Origin of the sequence: Bradyrhizobium sp. 44 (assembly GCF_023073095.1) — a bacterium.
Classification (GTDB): domain Bacteria; phylum Pseudomonadota; class Alphaproteobacteria; order Rhizobiales; family Xanthobacteraceae; genus Bradyrhizobium.
Genome location: NZ_JADPIY010000016.1, coordinates 140,863 through 156,325, shown reverse-complemented (window position 1 = coordinate 156,325; position 15,463 = coordinate 140,863). Strand labels below are relative to the sequence as shown.

Annotated in this window: 15 protein-coding genes; 4 read left to right on the top strand and 11 right to left on the bottom strand. The window is 62.7% G+C overall.

Annotated features, from left to right (window positions below):
• Nucleotides 1–164: 164 nt before the first annotated feature.
• On the bottom strand, nucleotides 165–1,097 hold the full coding sequence (locus tag IVB41_RS17305; protein WP_247433143.1) for a LysR family transcriptional regulator: 933 nt from the start codon (nucleotides 1,095–1,097) through the stop codon (nucleotides 165–167).
• Nucleotides 1,098–1,226: 129 nt separating this feature from the next.
• On the opposite strand from IVB41_RS17305, the gene IVB41_RS17300 reads away from it, so the two are divergent.
• On the top strand, nucleotides 1,227–2,165 hold the full coding sequence (locus IVB41_RS17300; protein ID WP_247433139.1) for a ring-cleaving dioxygenase: 939 nt from the start codon (nucleotides 1,227–1,229) through the stop codon (nucleotides 2,163–2,165).
• The gene (locus IVB41_RS17295; RefSeq protein ID WP_247433137.1) at nucleotides 2,162–2,788 is read left to right on the top strand and encodes an alpha/beta hydrolase; all 627 of its coding nucleotides are present in this window, start codon (nucleotides 2,162–2,164) and stop codon (nucleotides 2,786–2,788) included. The genes IVB41_RS17300 and IVB41_RS17295 overlap by 4 nt, the downstream gene beginning before the upstream one ends.
• 44 nt (nucleotides 2,789–2,832) lie before the next feature.
• On the opposite strand, the gene IVB41_RS17290 is transcribed toward IVB41_RS17295, so the two are convergent.
• The 5 genes from IVB41_RS17290 to IVB41_RS17270 all read right to left on the bottom strand — a co-directional run bounded on the left by IVB41_RS17290 (nucleotide 2,833) and on the right by IVB41_RS17270 (nucleotide 8,111).
• Nucleotides 2,833–3,807, bottom strand: coding sequence for a magnesium transporter CorA family protein (locus tag IVB41_RS17290; RefSeq protein ID WP_247433134.1), 975 nt, complete (start codon nucleotides 3,805–3,807; stop codon nucleotides 2,833–2,835).
• Nucleotides 3,808–3,964: 157 nt separating this feature from the next.
• A complete protein-coding gene (locus IVB41_RS17285) occupies nucleotides 3,965–5,584 on the bottom strand; it encodes a methyl-accepting chemotaxis protein (protein ID WP_247433129.1) in 1,620 nt (539 codons plus the stop codon).
• Nucleotides 5,585–5,649: 65 nt separating this feature from the next.
• The gene (locus IVB41_RS17280; protein WP_027569212.1) at nucleotides 5,650–5,970 is read right to left on the bottom strand and encodes a plastocyanin/azurin family copper-binding protein; all 321 of its coding nucleotides are present in this window, start codon (nucleotides 5,968–5,970) and stop codon (nucleotides 5,650–5,652) included.
• A 17-nt stretch (nucleotides 5,971–5,987) separates the two neighbouring features.
• Nucleotides 5,988–7,073, bottom strand: a complete 1,086-nt coding sequence (locus tag IVB41_RS17275) for a cytochrome-c peroxidase (protein WP_247288959.1) — start codon at nucleotides 7,071–7,073, stop codon at nucleotides 5,988–5,990.
• Between the two features lie 453 nt (nucleotides 7,074–7,526).
• Nucleotides 7,527–8,111, bottom strand: a complete 585-nt coding sequence (locus tag IVB41_RS17270) for a response regulator (RefSeq protein ID WP_247433127.1) — start codon at nucleotides 8,109–8,111, stop codon at nucleotides 7,527–7,529.
• Between the two features lie 203 nt (nucleotides 8,112–8,314).
• Between IVB41_RS17270 and IVB41_RS17265 the strand changes: the two genes are divergently transcribed.
• Entirely contained in the window at nucleotides 8,315–9,268 is a 954-nt protein-coding gene (locus tag IVB41_RS17265) for a helix-turn-helix domain-containing protein (protein ID WP_247433125.1), read from the top strand.
• On the opposite strand, the gene IVB41_RS17260 is transcribed toward IVB41_RS17265, so the two are convergent.
• Complete coding sequence (locus IVB41_RS17260) at nucleotides 9,206–9,577, bottom strand: hypothetical protein (protein WP_247433121.1); 372 nt, start codon at nucleotides 9,575–9,577, stop codon at nucleotides 9,206–9,208. The two genes, IVB41_RS17265 and IVB41_RS17260, sit on opposite strands and share 63 nt — an antisense overlap.
• 69 nt (nucleotides 9,578–9,646) lie before the next feature.
• The gene (locus tag IVB41_RS17255; protein WP_247433118.1) at nucleotides 9,647–11,323 is read right to left on the bottom strand and encodes a methyl-accepting chemotaxis protein; all 1,677 of its coding nucleotides are present in this window, start codon (nucleotides 11,321–11,323) and stop codon (nucleotides 9,647–9,649) included.
• Between the two features lie 254 nt (nucleotides 11,324–11,577).
• Between IVB41_RS17255 and IVB41_RS17250 the strand changes: the two genes are divergently transcribed.
• Entirely contained in the window at nucleotides 11,578–11,772 is a 195-nt protein-coding gene (locus IVB41_RS17250) for a hypothetical protein (protein WP_027569207.1), read from the top strand.
• 123 nt (nucleotides 11,773–11,895) lie between these two features.
• Here IVB41_RS17250 and IVB41_RS17245 read toward each other — a convergent pair whose 3' ends face one another.
• The 3 genes from IVB41_RS17245 to IVB41_RS17235 are packed head-to-tail and all read right to left on the bottom strand — an operon-like array spanning nucleotide 11,896 to nucleotide 15,462.
• Nucleotides 11,896–13,392: an ABC transporter substrate-binding protein gene (locus tag IVB41_RS17245; protein ID WP_247433115.1), complete on the bottom strand. Its 1,497-nt coding sequence runs from the start codon at nucleotides 13,390–13,392 to the stop codon at nucleotides 11,896–11,898.
• A 55-nt stretch (nucleotides 13,393–13,447) separates the two neighbouring features.
• A complete protein-coding gene (locus IVB41_RS17240) occupies nucleotides 13,448–14,452 on the bottom strand; it encodes an ABC transporter ATP-binding protein (RefSeq protein ID WP_247433112.1) in 1,005 nt (334 codons plus the stop codon).
• Complete coding sequence (locus IVB41_RS17235; protein ID WP_247433109.1) at nucleotides 14,449–15,462, bottom strand: ABC transporter ATP-binding protein; 1,014 nt, start codon at nucleotides 15,460–15,462, stop codon at nucleotides 14,449–14,451. The genes IVB41_RS17240 and IVB41_RS17235 overlap by 4 nt, the downstream gene beginning before the upstream one ends.
• Between the last annotated feature and the right edge of the window lies 1 nt (nucleotide 15,463).

Here is a 15,463-nt window from a genome sequence, read left to right as displayed (position 1 = left end):
CAGGAATGCATATTGAAATCAATCATTTGGCTGATTGATTTGCAGGCTTGCATCGCTCAACACTTCGGCAAACTGAGTCTTTTTGCCTAATCTAGTGGCAGCTATTGAAGGCGATGGGCCCACCGGGCCGATCTCCTCTCCAACAAGCTCCAGCGGCCTTCATCTCATCGACCGGTTGATCCCTCAGTGCGTCTGCGCGCATCAGGTTCGTTTTCCCGGCCAAACCGCTCAACCAGGAAATCAATGAACAGCCGCACCTTCACCGACAGATGCCGGGTCGGCGGATAGACCGCATAGAGCGCGAGCGGCGGCGCGGAATAATCGTTCAGCACCGTTCGCAGTTCGCCTTTCCTCAAGGCGTCGGCGGCGATGAACTCCGGGAGCAGCGCGAGCCCCCTGCCCTTGATCGCGACGTCGCGCAGCACTTCGGCATTGTTGACGCAGAGCGACCAGACCGGCTGAATCCAGTGATCGCCGTCGGTGCCGGTGAGCTTCCACTGATTGCCCGTCAGCAGGAAGCCGTAGGTCAGCGAGGCGTGGCCGCGCAGATCCTGCGGATGTTTCGGTGTGCCGTGACGTGCGAGATAATCAGGTGAAGCGCAGATCATGCGCGCCACCGGCATGATTTTTCGCGCGATCAAACTCGATGATTCCAATTCCGCGATCCGCAAGGTCACGTCAAAACCGTCCTGGACGGGATCGAGCAGATCGTCGCTGAGCACGAGCTGGAGCTGCAGCTCCGGATATCGCGCCATGAAATCGGCGAGCACCGGCCCGAGCCGCAGGGTACCGAACGACATCGGCGCGTTGACGCGCAACAGGCCGCGCGGCGCCGACTGGGCTTGCGCCACGGCCTGGTCGGCGGCCTCGATCTCCGACAGGATCACGACCGCGCGCTCGAAATAGCGCTGGCCATTCTCGGTCGGGCTCGCATGGCGCGTGGTCCGGTTCAGGAGCTGCACGCCGAGGCTCTCTTCGAGGTCCGCGATGTATTTGCTGATCGCCGAGCGTGACAGCCGCAACTGCCGGCCCGCCTCGGCAAAACTGCCGCTTTCGACCACCTTTACGAAGGCCCGGAGGCTGGCGACCTTATCCATGGGCTGGCGCCGGCGATTGTTTCCAAATCGTAGACATAGACGTCATATTTGCATGGATTGTCTCCAATCCAAAGCGGAACGATATTTCGGGTCAGAGCAAGACCGCTCCCCGAGCTTTGGAGGACGACAATGTCTGGACTGCACCACGTGACCGCGATCGCCGGCGACCCGATCAGGAATTTCGGCTTCTACACCCGGGATCTCGGCCTGCGCTTCGTCAAGAAGACGGTCAATTTCGACGATCCCGGCACCTATCACTTCTACTATGGCGACGAGACCGGCCGCCCCGGCACCATCCTGACCTTCTTTGCCTGGGCCGGTGTGCCAGCCGGGCGGCGCGGCGTCGGCGAGACCCACCAGACCGCCCTCCGCGTGCCGCAACGCTCGCTCGGCTATTGGACGCAGCGCTTCGTCGAGAAGGGCATCGCCTACGAGGCGCTGGAGAAGCGCTTTGGCGAATCCGTGCTGCCGTTCACAGACCCTGATGGCATGGCACTCGCGCTGGTCGGCATTCCCGGTGCCGAGAGCGAGCCCGGCTGGAGCAATGGCGACGTGCCGGCCGAGCATGCGATCCGCGGCTTCCACGGGGTGACCTTGCTGCTCGACAGCGCGGCAAAGACGGCGGCCGTCCTCACCGACGTGTTCGGCTTCAAGGAGACGGCGCGCGAAGGCTCCGTGATCCGCTTCAAGGCACCGGGCGATGTCGAAGGCAGCGTCGTCGACATCTACGAGGCCAAGGGCTTTTTGCGCGGGCACCAAGGTGGCGGCTCCGTGCATCACATCGCCTTCCGCGCGGCCGATGACGCCGAGCAGGGGAAGATGGTGCAAAGGCTCGTGAGCGATCACGGCCTGCACCCGACCGAGCAGAGGGACCGCAACTACTTCCGCTCGATCTACTTCCGCGAGCCTGGCGGCGTGCTGTTCGAGATCGCGACCGACATCCCCGGCTTCGCCGTCGACGAGCCCGTCGCGACGCTGGGACGCGACCTCAAGCTGCCGAGCTTCCTCGAAGGGCAGCGCAAGCAGATCGAGGGTGTTCTGCCGAATTTGGAAGAGAGGGCGTCGTGACCGAGAATTCATTCGTCCATCGCTTCGAGCCCGCGACCGGCGCGGGCTCCCCTCCGCTCCTGCTGCTGCACGGCACCGGCGGCGACGAGAACGATCTGCTCGGGCTTGGCAAGATGGTCTCGCCCGGCGCGGCCCTGCTCTCGCCGCGCGGCCGCGTGCTCGAGCACGGCATGCCGCGTTTCTTCCGCCGCCTGGCCGAGGGCGTGTTCGACGAGGACGACGTGCGCCGCCGCGCGCACGAACTCGGCGGCTTCGTCGCGGAGGCGCGGCAGCGATATGGCCTAGCCGCGCCGGTCGCGGTCGGCTTCTCCAACGGCGCCAACATCGCAGCCGCGCTGTTGCTGCTGGAGCCGGACGTGCTGGCAGGCGCGATCCTGCTCCGCGCCATGGTGCCGCTGTCGGATCCGCCGAAGGCTGAGCTCGGCGGCAAGCCCGTCCTGCTTCTGTCAGGGCAGGCTGATCCGATCGTTCCGCCGAGCAATTCCGCGAAGCTAGCCTCGTTGTTGTCGGGAGCCGGAGCGCGGGTCGAACACAAGGTGTTGCCGGCGGGCCATCAATTGTCGCAAGCGGACGTGACGCTCGCCCGCGACTGGATCGGCAAACTCGCCGCCGAAGTCGCCTGATCCGGAAAAAGCGGCGCATCGTTTTCGAACGGTGCGCCGCGGCTTCATTCGAACCAGCCGCGCCGCTTGAACCAGATCAGCGGCAGCACGCCGCTGGCGATGATGGCGAGCCACGCCAGCGGATAGCCGAACGTCCAGTCCAGCTCCGGCATGTGCTTGAAGTTCATGCCCCAGATGCCGACCATGATCGTGGGAGGCACGCCGACGACCGAGACGATCGTCAGGATCTTGAACAGCTCGTTCTGCTGGATGTTGATGAAGCCGAGCACGGCATCGAGCAGAAGCTGGATCTTGTCCGACAATCGCGTCTCGTAATCGCCGAGCGAGACGACATCCTTGGAGACGGCTTCGAGGCGCTTCTTCGAGGCGGCAGTGATCCATTCACCGCCGACATCGCCGGCGAATGATGCGATGCGGCCAACACCAAGCAGGACATCGCGCGCCTTGGCGAGCCGATCGGCCAACTCGCCGATGTTTTCCAGCGCCTCGCGCATCCTGCGGCTGGAGCGGACCGGCCGCTTGGTGCGAACGAGCCCGCCTTTGAAGACGCCCCGCGAGAGCCTGTCGACCTTCGCGCCGAGAGACTCAAGGACATCGGCGCCGCGATCGACCATCGCCTCGACCAGGCTGGTGAACACGCACATGCCGTTCTCCAGGCTGTCATCGGAACCGATGCGCTTGCCGATGTCGTCGAAGATCGGCAGCTGCGCGAAACGCACCGTCACCAGCACGCGCGGGCCGATGACGAATCCCACGGGCGTGATCTCGGCCTCGTTGTCCTCGTTAAGCCGGACCGCAGGCGAGCTGAGATAGAGCGTGCCGTTGTCGAGGATCAGGCGGCTCGACGCTTCGATCTCGCTGAGCGAATCCTCGGACGGAACGCGTATCCCGAGCAATCGTTCGACGAACTGCTTTTCTTCTGCGGTCGCGTCCAAAAGATCAGCCCAGATGATCTCGGACGGCATCTGCGCGCCGATCTTCTGCCAGTCGTCCGACGGCCACCTGTACAGTTTGAGCAAGAATGGAACTCCGTGGCCGCATCGTCAGGCCGGATGGTGCATCCGGCTGCCATCCACCGGGCTAACGTCTGGGGGTTCCAAACGTTCATGCCTTGCCGCGCAGACCCGCGCTGAATAGCTGGCCGCGATCGCCAACTGAAATCTACGCAAGGACCGCTCAAGCCGCCACGTTGGCGAGGAAGCGATCCACCGACGAGCGCAGCTGTGCCGCCTGGCTGGACAGATCGTGGGCGGTTGCCAGAACCATGTCGGCGGAATGGTTGGCATTATCCGTAGCTTCGGCCGTTCCGGCAATGCTGCGGGCAACCTGGGCCGTACCAGTCGCGGCCTGACCGATACTTCTGGAGATCTCTCCCGCCGCCGCATTCTGCTGACTGACAGCCGCGGCGATCCGGCCTGTGAAACTGTCGATGTCGCCAATGATCAAGGCGATCGCTCCAACGTTGTCGACTGCCTGCCGTGTCGCCAACTGCACCTCGTTGATTTGCGACGAAATCTCCTCGGTTGCCTTCGCAGTCTGGGTTGCAAGCGCCTTGACCTCCGACGCGACGACGGCAAAGCCCCGACCCGCCTCGCCGGCCCGCGCGGCCTCGATGGTGGCGTTGAGCGCAAGCAGGTTGGTCTGTCCGGCAATGGTCCGGATGAAACCGACCACTTCGTCGATCTGCTGTGCCGCGCTTGCAAGCCTGCCGATGGTCTGGTTGGCGGACTCCGCCATACCGGAGGCGCGCTGGACGATTGTGGAGGCGTCGGCTAGCTGAGAGCTAATGGCCTGCACGGACTCACCGAGTTCGCTCGCGGCGGTCGCAACGGTCTCGACGTTGCTCGACGTTTCTTTGGCAGTCGAAGCCGCCTCGCTCGACTGTTTGCCAGCGACGCGCGCCGTCTCGGCCAGGTTCTGCGCCGTGGCCGTCAACTCCCCGGTCATGCGGTCGGTGTGGCTGAGCACGGAGCTGAAGGCGGCGCGGAACGCATCGATCTCGGCCTCCACACGTTGCCGGCGGCCGATCTGCGCGGCGCTGCTCTGGTCTTTGGCGGCGATCAAGGCCAGGTCCTCATCGGCGCGGGCCTTCAGGCTGGATTGCATCACGGCCAGAGACTTCAGGAGCCGACCAAGCTCGTCGCGACGACGGACGGATATATCGTCCATGAAGTTGCCGGCTGCCACGCGTTCAGCGATCCGGACTGCGGCCGAAATCGGCCGGCTCATCGAGTAAGTGAAGGCGAGCGCGATGACGAGTCCGATCAGCGCCGTCCCGACCGCCACTGACACCATCGTGGTGCGGGCCGAATTGACCGCTGCTTCCGCCTCCGTGCGATATTCATAGCCGTAAGCCGCGACAAGCTCGACGAGATCGTCGATCGACGTCATCAACCGGTCGCCCTGTTGCGCGAGCAGGAAGCTGGTCGGAATCTCCGTTGTACCGCCGGCGGACGACTTGAGAATCTTCAGCGCGCCGCTGGACCACTCCTTGAGCTGGCCCTCGACCTTCTCGCGGACATTCGTGACATTCGGCGATGAGGTGCGTTCGCGCACGACTTTCAGATCTTCGAAGCTGCTGCGCACCAGATCCTCGAACTTCTTGACCTGTTCGCCCGAGCTGCCCGCGAGCAGGTTTCGCTGGAGCACGAGGCGGGCCTCATGCAGCGCCGCGTGGGCGGCCCGCGCATGGTTGATGCCCATCAGCGGTCCGTCGTAGAGACGGATCACCAGGTCCCCGGAATTGCCGATGGCGCGTATGCCGTAGAACGCGATCCCGCAGGCCAGCAGGATCACAACACTGAAGGCACCGAATATCTTGTAGCGTATCGACATCATCAATCTCCGGCGCCACGTGGTCGTTAGTCAGTTACCTTGACCATCATCTTCATGCGCGGATGGATGGCGCAGATTACCAGGACCTCGCCGGCATCCTTGAAGCTGACGTCCGTCGAGGTGCCGGGCGCCTGCGATCCGAGGTTGAATTCGTTGCCCTTGCTGGCCGACATGATGTTGTGGGGCACCGTGTCATCGTTCAGAAACGTCACGGCGGCGCCCTTCTTGACCGAGATGTTCTCGGCCGAGAAGACGCGCCCCTGCTGGTGGATGACTTCGGTGGCCGCATAGGCGCCTACCGAAAGCCCGCTGACGATGACGCAAGTGAACAGAGCAAGTGCACGCATGGGGTATCCTTTCAAATTTAGCGCGGCAGGACCGGCACGGCCGTCGGGGCGAGTTCGCTGGTCAATGTCTTGAGGAACGCAACGAGATCGGCCTTCTCCTGCGCTGTCAGTTCGAGAGGGCGCATGAGATCCGAGCGGCTAGGTCGATCGATACCCGCGTGATCGTAGTGCTCGATGACCTCTTCGAGCGTTGCGAGCGAGCCGTCGTGCATGAAGGGGCTGCGGCGGCTGATCTCGCGAAGGCCCGGGGTTTTGAAGGCGTGCTTCATCTTGATGACACCAGGAAGGTACTCGCCACGGCCGACGTCGCTGCTCGGCAGCCCGATGTCCTGAAAACCTTCATTGGTGAAGTTCCAGCCTTCGTGACAGGCCGCGCACTGCGCCTTGCCGTTGAACACGGCAAAGCCCCGCTTAGCATCTTCCGAGATCGCCTTCTCGTCGCCCTCGATCCAGCCGTCGAACGGCGCCCGTTCGGAGACGACGGTACGCTCATAGGTCGCGATCGCCTGGCCCAGCGTCTTGGCCTTGATTCCCTCGCCCGGGAAGGCGGCCTCGAACATCGGCTTATATTCGGGAATGCCGGAAAGCCGCTGCATGAGCTCGTCGAGCTTCATGTTCATTTCGCCGGGGGACTGGATCGGGCCGAGCGCCTGCTCCTCCAGTGTCGGAAGACGGCCATCCCACATGAAGATGGCGCTCCAGGCCGCGTTGACGATGGTCGGTGAATGACGCCCGAGCTTCGCCATGCCGTGGCCGACGCCGACCGCCAGCCCGTCGCCCCAGCCGAACCCGGGGCTGTGGCAGCTCGCGCAGGACTGCGCCGATGTCACCGAGAGGCGGGTGTCGAAATACAGCTTCTTGCCGAGCGCGGCTTTCTCGGGCGTGTACGGATTTTCTTTCGGGAACGGGATTGTCGAGGGTCTGCGATACAGGGCCTTGAGGGCGTCGAGCCCGCCCGGCGCCTTCTGTGTGATCTCGACCTTGCGGCTTTCACCGATGACGGCTGCGCCGAAACCGATCGTGCTGAAGCCGATAGCGCCAATACCGGCCGATGCGACTGCGGCGGCGAAGATGGTATAACGTGAGGAGCCGAACATCGGCATGCAATGTCCCTCGAGAGGGTGTCATTCGCGACACTGGAAAACCTTCGAGGCAATGCACCGCCCTTCTGGCGTGATGAAAATAGAGGCAGATCGTTAAAATAAAATGTTGGCGCCAGCAGATCGGCATGTATTTTCGGCAAACCAGCAAATACAAATTGCAGGAAAAAGCGGCAACAACCGTCATGATACCGAAGTTGTAGGGTAGGCCGTCTGAGTTGGAACCATGTCAATACGGAGTATTTAGCCTTTCCCGGTGCGTGCGCCTCCGCGCGCGTGAACCGGGAAACAGTGGCAATTGAATTGCGGCGCAAGAGCAATCCGCGGCCAAGAATGGGATAGCCGGACGACTTGGCGATCATGCTTGAGCAGCGATCCTGTTCAGGGCTCGACTTGGTACAGGGTGCCAGAGACCGCGGCTCGACATGCCTGCCGATGGTACAGTCGAAATTGTCTTCACGTGCCGGAACGCTTCGCCGTAATCGCAAGGCGCACCAGCTCGGCGGGATTTTTCGCGCCGACCTTCTGCATGATATTGACCCGATGGCTCTCGATGGTGCGTGGGCTCAGATCCATGCGGTCTGCGATCTCCTTGGTCGACCTCCCGCCGATCAGCTCGGACAGAACTTCCCGCTCGCGAACCGTGAGCGGCGGCCGTCCGGGGAAATGAAACACAGGCCCCGAGTTCCTGGACTCCCCAGGTTTCAGAGCTGCCGCAACCCGCGCAACGAGGTCGTTGCCCCGAAATGGCTTCTCGATGAAATCAAAGGCGCCCTGCTTGATCGCGCGGACAGCCGTTACGACGTCGCTGCAACCGGACACCATGATGATGGGCCGATCAAAACCTCGGTTCCGGAGTTCCCTCAGGATTTCCAACCCCGAAGTGTCATTCAGAACGACGTCGACGAGAACGCAAGAAGGATTGGAATCGAGGCACAACGCAATGAATGACTTCGGATCGTTGCAGCCGATCACATCGAACCCCGCCCTGGTGAGCACGAGCGAGACCGTCTGCCAGACCGCGGGTTCGTCATCCAGCACCAGAACAGGTCCGGCAGGCACTTGAACGGAAGGACTACCCGTACAATTACGTCTCGCGCGATTCATATGCTGTATGCCAAAAGGTCAGTGCTGATGCTCGCCGAATCGAGCGAGGCTTTGCATCGACGCTTAAACAGGCGCGGTTCATCCGCTCGGCTTGTTGGGTCCAATCCATCGGCCAACGGGGAATTGGGAGGAGATTTATGGAGGTCGCATTCTCCACCGCAGACGTGCATCCGCGGGACCGTTTCGACTATTGGCAAGCTGCCACGCGCGAGCGGATCGCCGACCACGACTCCTCGATTTCCTCTCGCGACGGTTTCAACGCAGAGCTGTCGGTCGGACGCGTTGGGTCGCTCGGCCTGGTTAGATCACGTAACTCCGAGATTCAGGTCGCTTCCACAAACCGGCATGCGGCCCGCTCGGACCCCAGCGAAGTCCTGTTATTCTGTTTGCTCGCTGGTCGAATCCTGCTGGAACAAAGCGATCGCAGGGTGTCCTTGGACGCAGGCTCACTCGCGTGTGTGGACCCGCGGCTCGCCCACACGATGCACTTTCTCGATCAGTCGTCCACGCTCATCATCAAAGTTCCGCGAACGGAACTTGAAGCAAGGCTCGGTAAGAACTTCGATATTGCGGCTTGCCGCATCGCTCCGTTGGGTCCGCAGGAGCGCCTAACCCTATTCTTTGCAGCCAAGCTGGAACAGCTGAGCGGTACACTCGATAGGACAAGCGAGGAAACCATCTCGACGCAGGCAATCGACTTGATTGCGCTCTCCCTCGGGAACGCGGTCGATAGACCAACGCAACTTCCGGCAAGCAAATCACGCCTTGTCTGGCACATTCACCGCGCCATCGACGCGAGATTGCAGAATACCGACCTCACGCCGGAGCGAATCGCCGAACGTGTCGGAATTAGCGTTCGCCAAGCCAACAGATTGCTCGGAACGCAGGGCAGCTCACTCATGCGGCTCGTCCAAACCAAGCGACTGGCTCGATGCCGCCACGCGCTGGAAGACCCGAGACAAATACACCGTTCAGTCAGTGACATCGCTCTCGGCTGGGGATTTTCGGACCTGACCCACTTCAGCCGATCATTCAAAAGAGCTTATGGAATTTTGCCTAGCGACCTCCGAAAGCTCAAAGAAAGCCGGTGAAAGCGGCCCCTTCGTTTCGGCCACGGCTTGGCGCGCGACGTATCGGCGAACGTCGCAGAGCTGCTTCTCCAACAGCACCAGCTCCTCGAGGGCAGCTTTCAGCTCCCTCTGAAGCCGCCGAAAGCGCATGCGATAGCCGTGCCGCTTCGCACCGTTCAACGCTTCGATGGTCGATTCCAGTTCGGCGAAGCACTGTGCAAATTTTGCCCTCTTTTCCCTGGTCTCCTTGCTTTGCGCAATGAGATCGGCTGCGATGAGACGCTGTTTCAACACAGGCTCGCTAAGGTGCAAGGTTGTGACGTTCGACATCTTGGACAATCGATACTGGAGAGAACGGGATGGCGCCTGGCGTTCACCAGGCGCCCGTTGCTTTTCAGATCAGGCGGCGCGTACGGTGGAGAGGAACCGCTGTACCTGAGCTTTCAGCCTGTTGCTGTCGGAGGACAGTGATTGCGCCGAGGACAGCACCTGGCTGGACGCCCCGCCCGTCTCCGTCGCCCCCCTCTGAACGTCGACGATGTTGGAGGAAACCTGCTGAGTGCCCTGGGACGCCTGCTGGACATTGCGCGCGATCTCCTGAGTGGCGGCGCCCTGTTCCTCCACCGCTGCCGCAATGGTCGACGAAATTTCAGAAAGTCGTTCGATCGTACCGCTGATACTTTTGATCGCCGTGACGGATTCCTGCGTTGCGGCCTGAATGCTGGTGATCTGCTGTCCGATGTCGCCGGTTGCCCGCGCGGTCTGCTCGGCCAACGCCTTCACCTCGGAGGCAACCACTGCAAAGCCGCGGCCCGCATCGCCGGCCCGCGCTGCCTCGATCGTTGCATTCAGCGCCAGCAGGTTGGTCTGTCCGGCGATCGTGTTGATGAGCTCAACCACGTCGCCAATGCGGGTCGAGGCCCGCGACAGCTCGCTGACCTGGTTCATTGTGTTGCGGGCCTGGCCGACGGCTTCGCCAGCCATCCGCGCCGATTCCTGAACCTGCCGGCCGATTTCGTTGACCGACGTCGACAGTTCTTCCGTTGCGCTCGCAACCGACTGGACGTTGGCAGAAGCCTGCTCGGACGCGGCGGCAACGGTCGTGGTGACCTCCTGAGCACGTGTCGCGGAATGGGTCAACGTGTTGGCTGAGGCTTCCAGCTCGGTAGAAGCGGACGCCACGGCGTCCACGATCTCGCCGACAGCGTGCTCGAACTCGTTGGCAAGCTTCTCCATTTCCAGCTTGCGACGCCTTGCTTCCGCCTGCTCGTTGGCCTTTTGCTCATCCTCCATCCGGCGCACGCGCAGGCCGTTCTCCCTGAAAACGAGGAGTGCCTTGGCCATGTCGCCGATTTCGTCGTTGCGCGTCGTATATACGACTTCGGTGTCGAGGTTCCCGTCGGCGATAGTCCGCATCGTGCCGTTCAGCCGCTGGAGCGGCGAAGTCACCCACATCAACACAAAGCATGCAGCGACGAGACCCATCAAGAGTGCGACGCCCCCGACCGTGAACGTCACCAGTTTTGCGAGCGAATAGCTGCCGCGTGCCTCTGAAACGGCCTGAGCGGCACCCTTCTCATTGAATTCGACAACGGCGTCGATGGCGTTCTGCGCCTCACTGAACGCTGCACTCCCCAAGCCATTGTAGTCGCTTATCGCCTTGGCCGGATCACTCGCGGCCAGCATCAGGATGCGATCCTGCTCATTCTTATAGAAACCTGACTTTTGCTGGAACTTATCCCAAAGCGCCCTTTCCTGAGGCGATACGATGGTAGCCTCATAGACCTTCGCGGCCTTCTCGGCATTAGCCATATATTGCGAGAGCTGCCCTTCTGTAGTTCTGCGCTGCAACGGGTCGGTGGTCACGATCAGGCGGCTGCCGGCGACCCGGCCGCGTGTCGACCAATACTTGACGTCACCCAGCGCTTTCGTCGCAGGCAACCAATTGGTGGCAAGGTCTTCCGCATTCGCATTTAGCGCTGCCGCGCGGGAAAGTGCCATCCATGCCTGCGCCATTAGAAGCAGCACAAGGAGGGAAACGATTCCAAGTAGGCAAATCTTAACGCTCAGACGCATGTTTGCTCCCGCAAGCAAAGGATTAATAAAACGCCCTGCATCCTTGTTCGAGTTGGTTGACGAAAGCTAACCGATGACCATCGTGTGACTACGGGATTGCCGCAGCAGATGCCGGGCGGCGCGTTCAACTGCGGCGCTCCGGCTCAGACTGACGTGAGACAGACGGTCTGTTGTGATTCAGCGGGAAAGAAGCGAGAGACGCTGCTTGGAAGACCAAGGTTGGTTTTGGTCTGCCTGGCCACGAGGTCTTGGCGATGACGCGCCTGCAAGGTTTGCTCGCAATCGAGACGGCCGGTCAGATCTTCACCTCGTCCGGGCAGACCTGGCATGTGGTGGCGACGGCGGCCGACGAGTTCTGCGACGATGCCATCATGCCAGTGTTTTGCCCGACGCGTCAACGGCATCGCGCTACGCGAAGCCATTCGATGGCGTGCCGCGCAAGTCATTGAAACAACTACCCTCGGCTACTGTGCATGGGGTTGTTTTTCAGGTTTTTTGTTTGGACCGGTGTTGTGACGATCTCTGCCGGTGGGAGAGATCGTCACCGACATCGCGCAATCGACCTGCGCGACCTACTCCCACGCCCATGTCGAGAAATCGTTCTCGTACTGCGGCACGTCCTTCCAGACGCCTTTCAGCTTCTTGTTGGTGATGGTGATCAGCTGCGGCTGGTACAGATAGCCGGAGACCGCGTCGGTTGCCAGCATCCGCTGGGCGTCGCCGAGAAGCTTGACACGGGCGGCTTCATCCGGCGTCGACACGATCTGCTTGTAGAGCGCGTTGAAGGCGTCGTTGTTGTAGCCGAGATAGTAGTCCGGCTCGGTGATCTTGACGAGATCGAACGGCTCGACATGGCTGACGATGGTGAGGTCGAAATTGTGCGGACCATTGCCGGCGAATACCTGCGACAGCCATTGCGCCCATTCGACGTTCTCGATCTTGGCGATGATGCCGACCTTGGCGAGCTGGGCTGCGAGGATCTCGCCGCCCTGCCGCGCGTAGGACGGCGGCGGCAGCTTCAGCGACAGCTCGAGCGGCGTGGTGATTCCGGCCTCGGCGAGCAGCTTCTTGGCTTTCTCGGGATCGAACGGGTTGATGCCTGTGGTCTCGACGTAGCCGAGCGCGGTCGGGACGTAGAAGCTGCCGATCGGCGTGCCAAAGCCATCGACCGCGCCGTCGATCATCGCCTTGCGATCGATCGCGGCGAGGATCGCACGGCGCACGCGAACATCGTCGAGCGGCTTCTTGCGATGATTGATGCCGACGATGGTCTTCGCCCTGGAGCCGCCGACCATAACGTTGAAGCGCGGATCGGCCTTGAACTGCGCGATGGTGCGCTGGGCCGACACCCGGGGAAACGCGTCGACGTCGCCCGACAGCAACGCGGCCGTCTGCGCCGACGGATCGGAGATGAAGCGGACCGTCACCTTCGAGAGCTTGATCGCGGCGGCGTTGCGATAGTCGGCCCATTTGGTCAGGGTCATCGAGGAGCCCTTGGCCCACGCACCGAGCTGAAAGGGCCCGGTCCCGACCGGCTGCGTGATATTGGTGGCAGCGCTCTTCGGCTCGACGATCGAGCCGCTCGCCTGCCCCAGCAGGAACGGCAGGTTCGGCTCGGAATTCTTCAGGCTGATCACGACCGTATCGGCGTCGGGCGCATCGACCTTCTCGAAGCTCTGGAACAGGCTCTTGTCCTTGTTGGTGCTGGTGGCGACGGCATTGCGCTCGAACGAGAATTTCACGGCCGCGGAGTCGAACGGCTCGCCATTGTGGAACTTGACGCCCTTGCGCAGCTTGAACGTATAGGTCTTCAGATCGGGCGATGCGGTCCAGCTCTCCGCCAGCAGGGGCGACGTGGTGCCGTCCTCGTTGATCTTCGTCAGGGTCTCATAGATGTTGTAGAGCGTGACCTCGGCGATCGCGGCGGCGGCGGCATTGGTGGGATCGAGCCCGGGCGGCTCCAGCGCCATCGCCATGACGACGCTGTCCTTCTTGGACTGCGCCAGCACCGGCAACGGAGCCGCGGCAAGCGCGGCGGCGAATGCGACGATCGATAGTTTCCTGAACATGCGTAACTCCCCGGCCTTGTCTCGTCTCAAGCCTACGCCAATCCCGCCGCGGACGCTAACCTTCCACGGGCAATTGCGGCAACGCCATCACGGCTTCCGCCTTATGGCAGGCGGCCAGATGCGTCTCGCCCACCTTGCGTAGCTCAGGCAGAACCTCGCGGCAATGCTGGTCGGCGAGCGCGCATCGCGGGACATAGGGGCACCCGGTCGCCGCCGCCGATTGCGAGGCGATCGCCTGGGCCCCGCGCCGGCGCCGGCCGCCACCGGCGCGCACCCGCGGCACGGCGTCCAGCAGTGCCCGCGTGTAGGGATGGGCGCAGCGCTCGAACAAATCCTCTGGCCTGCCCTGCTCGACGATGCGGCCGAGATACATCACCGCGACCTCGTCGCAGAGATAGTCGACGACGGCGAGGTCGTGACTGATCAGGACGTAGCTGAGGCCGAACTGTTCCTGGAGGTCCTGCATCAGATTCAAGACTTGCGCCTGCACGGAAACGTCGAGCGCGGAGACCGGCTCGTCGGCAACGATCAGCTTCGGCTGGGTGATCAGCGCGCGCGCAATAGCGATGCGCTGGCGCTGGCCGCCGGAGAATTCGTGCGGATATTTCTCCATGTCGGCATCGCGCAGCCCCACCTGCCGCAGCGCTGCGGAGACGCGCTCGCGGAACGTATTCCGGTCGGCGTCTTCCAGCACAGTGAGCGGTTCGGCAACGACGCGCGCGATGGTCTGGCGTGGGTCCAGCGATCCGTAGGGATCCTGGAACACCATCTGGAAATCGCGGCGGGCGCGGCGCAGCTCGCCAGCGGAGATGCGGTTGAGGTCGCGGCCGAGCAGCGCGACCTGCCCCGATGTCGGCCGTTCCAGCGCCATCACCACACGCGCAAAGGTCGACTTGCCTGAACCGGACTCGCCGACGATGCCGAGGCTCTTGCCGGCGTCGACCCGCACGCTCACACCGTTGAGCGCGCGCACCTGCCCCGGCGGGCGAAACACGCTTTCGCGCGGCAGCGTGTAGCGCTGCTCGAGATCCTTCACGTCGAGAAGAGGCGCCGTGCTCATGCGGTCAGCGCTCCGACGCGTTCGGCCATGGAGACGTCCGTCCGGATGCAGCGCACGAAGTGGCCGGGTCCGACGTCCACCATCGGTGGAAGCGCAGCCCGGCACTGCTCGATCACGAGCGGACAGCGATCGGCAAAGGTGCAACCGGAAGGCAGATCGGCGAGCTCCGGCACCGAGCCCGATATCGTCGTCAGCCGCGTTCCCTTGCGTGCGCCGAGTTTCGGTCGGGCGCGGAACAGGCCCTGCGTATAAGGATGGCCCATCCGGCGGAACACTTCGTCGGTCGGCCCGCTCTCGATGATCGTGCCGCCGTACATCACCATCATGCGTTGCACGTTCTCGGCGATGACGCCGAGATCGTGCGAGATCAGGATCATCGACATGCCGCGCTCCTCGACGAGATCGGCGATGAGGTCGAGGATCTGGCCCTGGATGGTGACGTCGAGCGCCGTGGTCGGCTCGTCCGCGATCAGAAGGTCCGGCTCGCAGGCGAGCGCCATCGCAATCGTGACGCGCTGACGCTGGCCGCCGGAAAACTGGTGCGGATAGGCGTCGACGCGCCTTGCCGGATCAGGCAGCCCGACGCGGTCGAGCAAGGCAATCGCTTCCTTGCGCGCCTGCGATGCCGAATATTTCTTGTGACGCCGCAGCGGCTCGGCGACCTGATGGCCGATCGTGTGCATCGGGTTGAGCGCGGTCATCGGCTCCTGGAAGATCATGCTGATGCGGTTGCCGCGCAAGCGACAATAGTCCGCGTCCGACAATCCAGCGAGTTCGCCTCCATCCAGCTTGATGCTGCCGGTGACGGACGCGCTGTCCGGCAGCAGCCCCATCAGCGACAACGCCGTCACCGACTTGCCGCAGCCGGATTCGCCGACAAGCCCGAGCGTCTCGCTGCGCTTCAGGGCGAAGCTGACGCCGCGCACGGCCCGTGCCGGCCCGCGGCTGGTGTTGAGGCGCACGCCGAGATTTTCGACCTCGATCAACGGCATGGTCGAGCGCTCGCCCATC

Excerpts from the sequence above, each read along its gene's own strand:
- IVB41_RS17245 (WP_247433115.1), bottom strand. The coding sequence starts at position 13,392 with ATGTTCAGGAAACTATCGATCGTCGCATTCGCCGCCGCGCTTGCCGCG.
- IVB41_RS17240 (WP_247433112.1), bottom strand. The coding sequence starts at position 14,452 with ATGAGCACGGCGCCTCTTCTCGACGTGAAGGATCTCGAGCAGCGCTAC.
- IVB41_RS17255 (WP_247433118.1), bottom strand. The coding sequence starts at position 11,323 with ATGCGTCTGAGCGTTAAGATTTGCCTACTTGGAATCGTTTCCCTCCTT.
- IVB41_RS17280 (WP_027569212.1), bottom strand. The coding sequence starts at position 5,970 with ATGCGTGCACTTGCTCTGTTCACTTGCGTCATCGTCAGCGGGCTTTCG.
- IVB41_RS17250 (WP_027569207.1), top strand. The coding sequence starts at position 11,578 with ATGACGCGCCTGCAAGGTTTGCTCGCAATCGAGACGGCCGGTCAGATC.
- IVB41_RS17260 (WP_247433121.1), bottom strand. The coding sequence starts at position 9,577 with ATGTCGAACGTCACAACCTTGCACCTTAGCGAGCCTGTGTTGAAACAG.
- IVB41_RS17265 (WP_247433125.1), top strand. The coding sequence starts at position 8,315 with ATGGAGGTCGCATTCTCCACCGCAGACGTGCATCCGCGGGACCGTTTC.
- IVB41_RS17235 (WP_247433109.1), bottom strand. The coding sequence starts at position 15,462 with ATGGGCGAGCGCTCGACCATGCCGTTGATCGAGGTCGAAAATCTCGGC.
- IVB41_RS17300 (WP_247433139.1), top strand. The coding sequence starts at position 1,227 with ATGTCTGGACTGCACCACGTGACCGCGATCGCCGGCGACCCGATCAGG.
- IVB41_RS17305 (WP_247433143.1), bottom strand. The coding sequence starts at position 1,097 with ATGGATAAGGTCGCCAGCCTCCGGGCCTTCGTAAAGGTGGTCGAAAGC.
- IVB41_RS17275 (WP_247288959.1), bottom strand. The coding sequence starts at position 7,073 with ATGCCGATGTTCGGCTCCTCACGTTATACCATCTTCGCCGCCGCAGTC.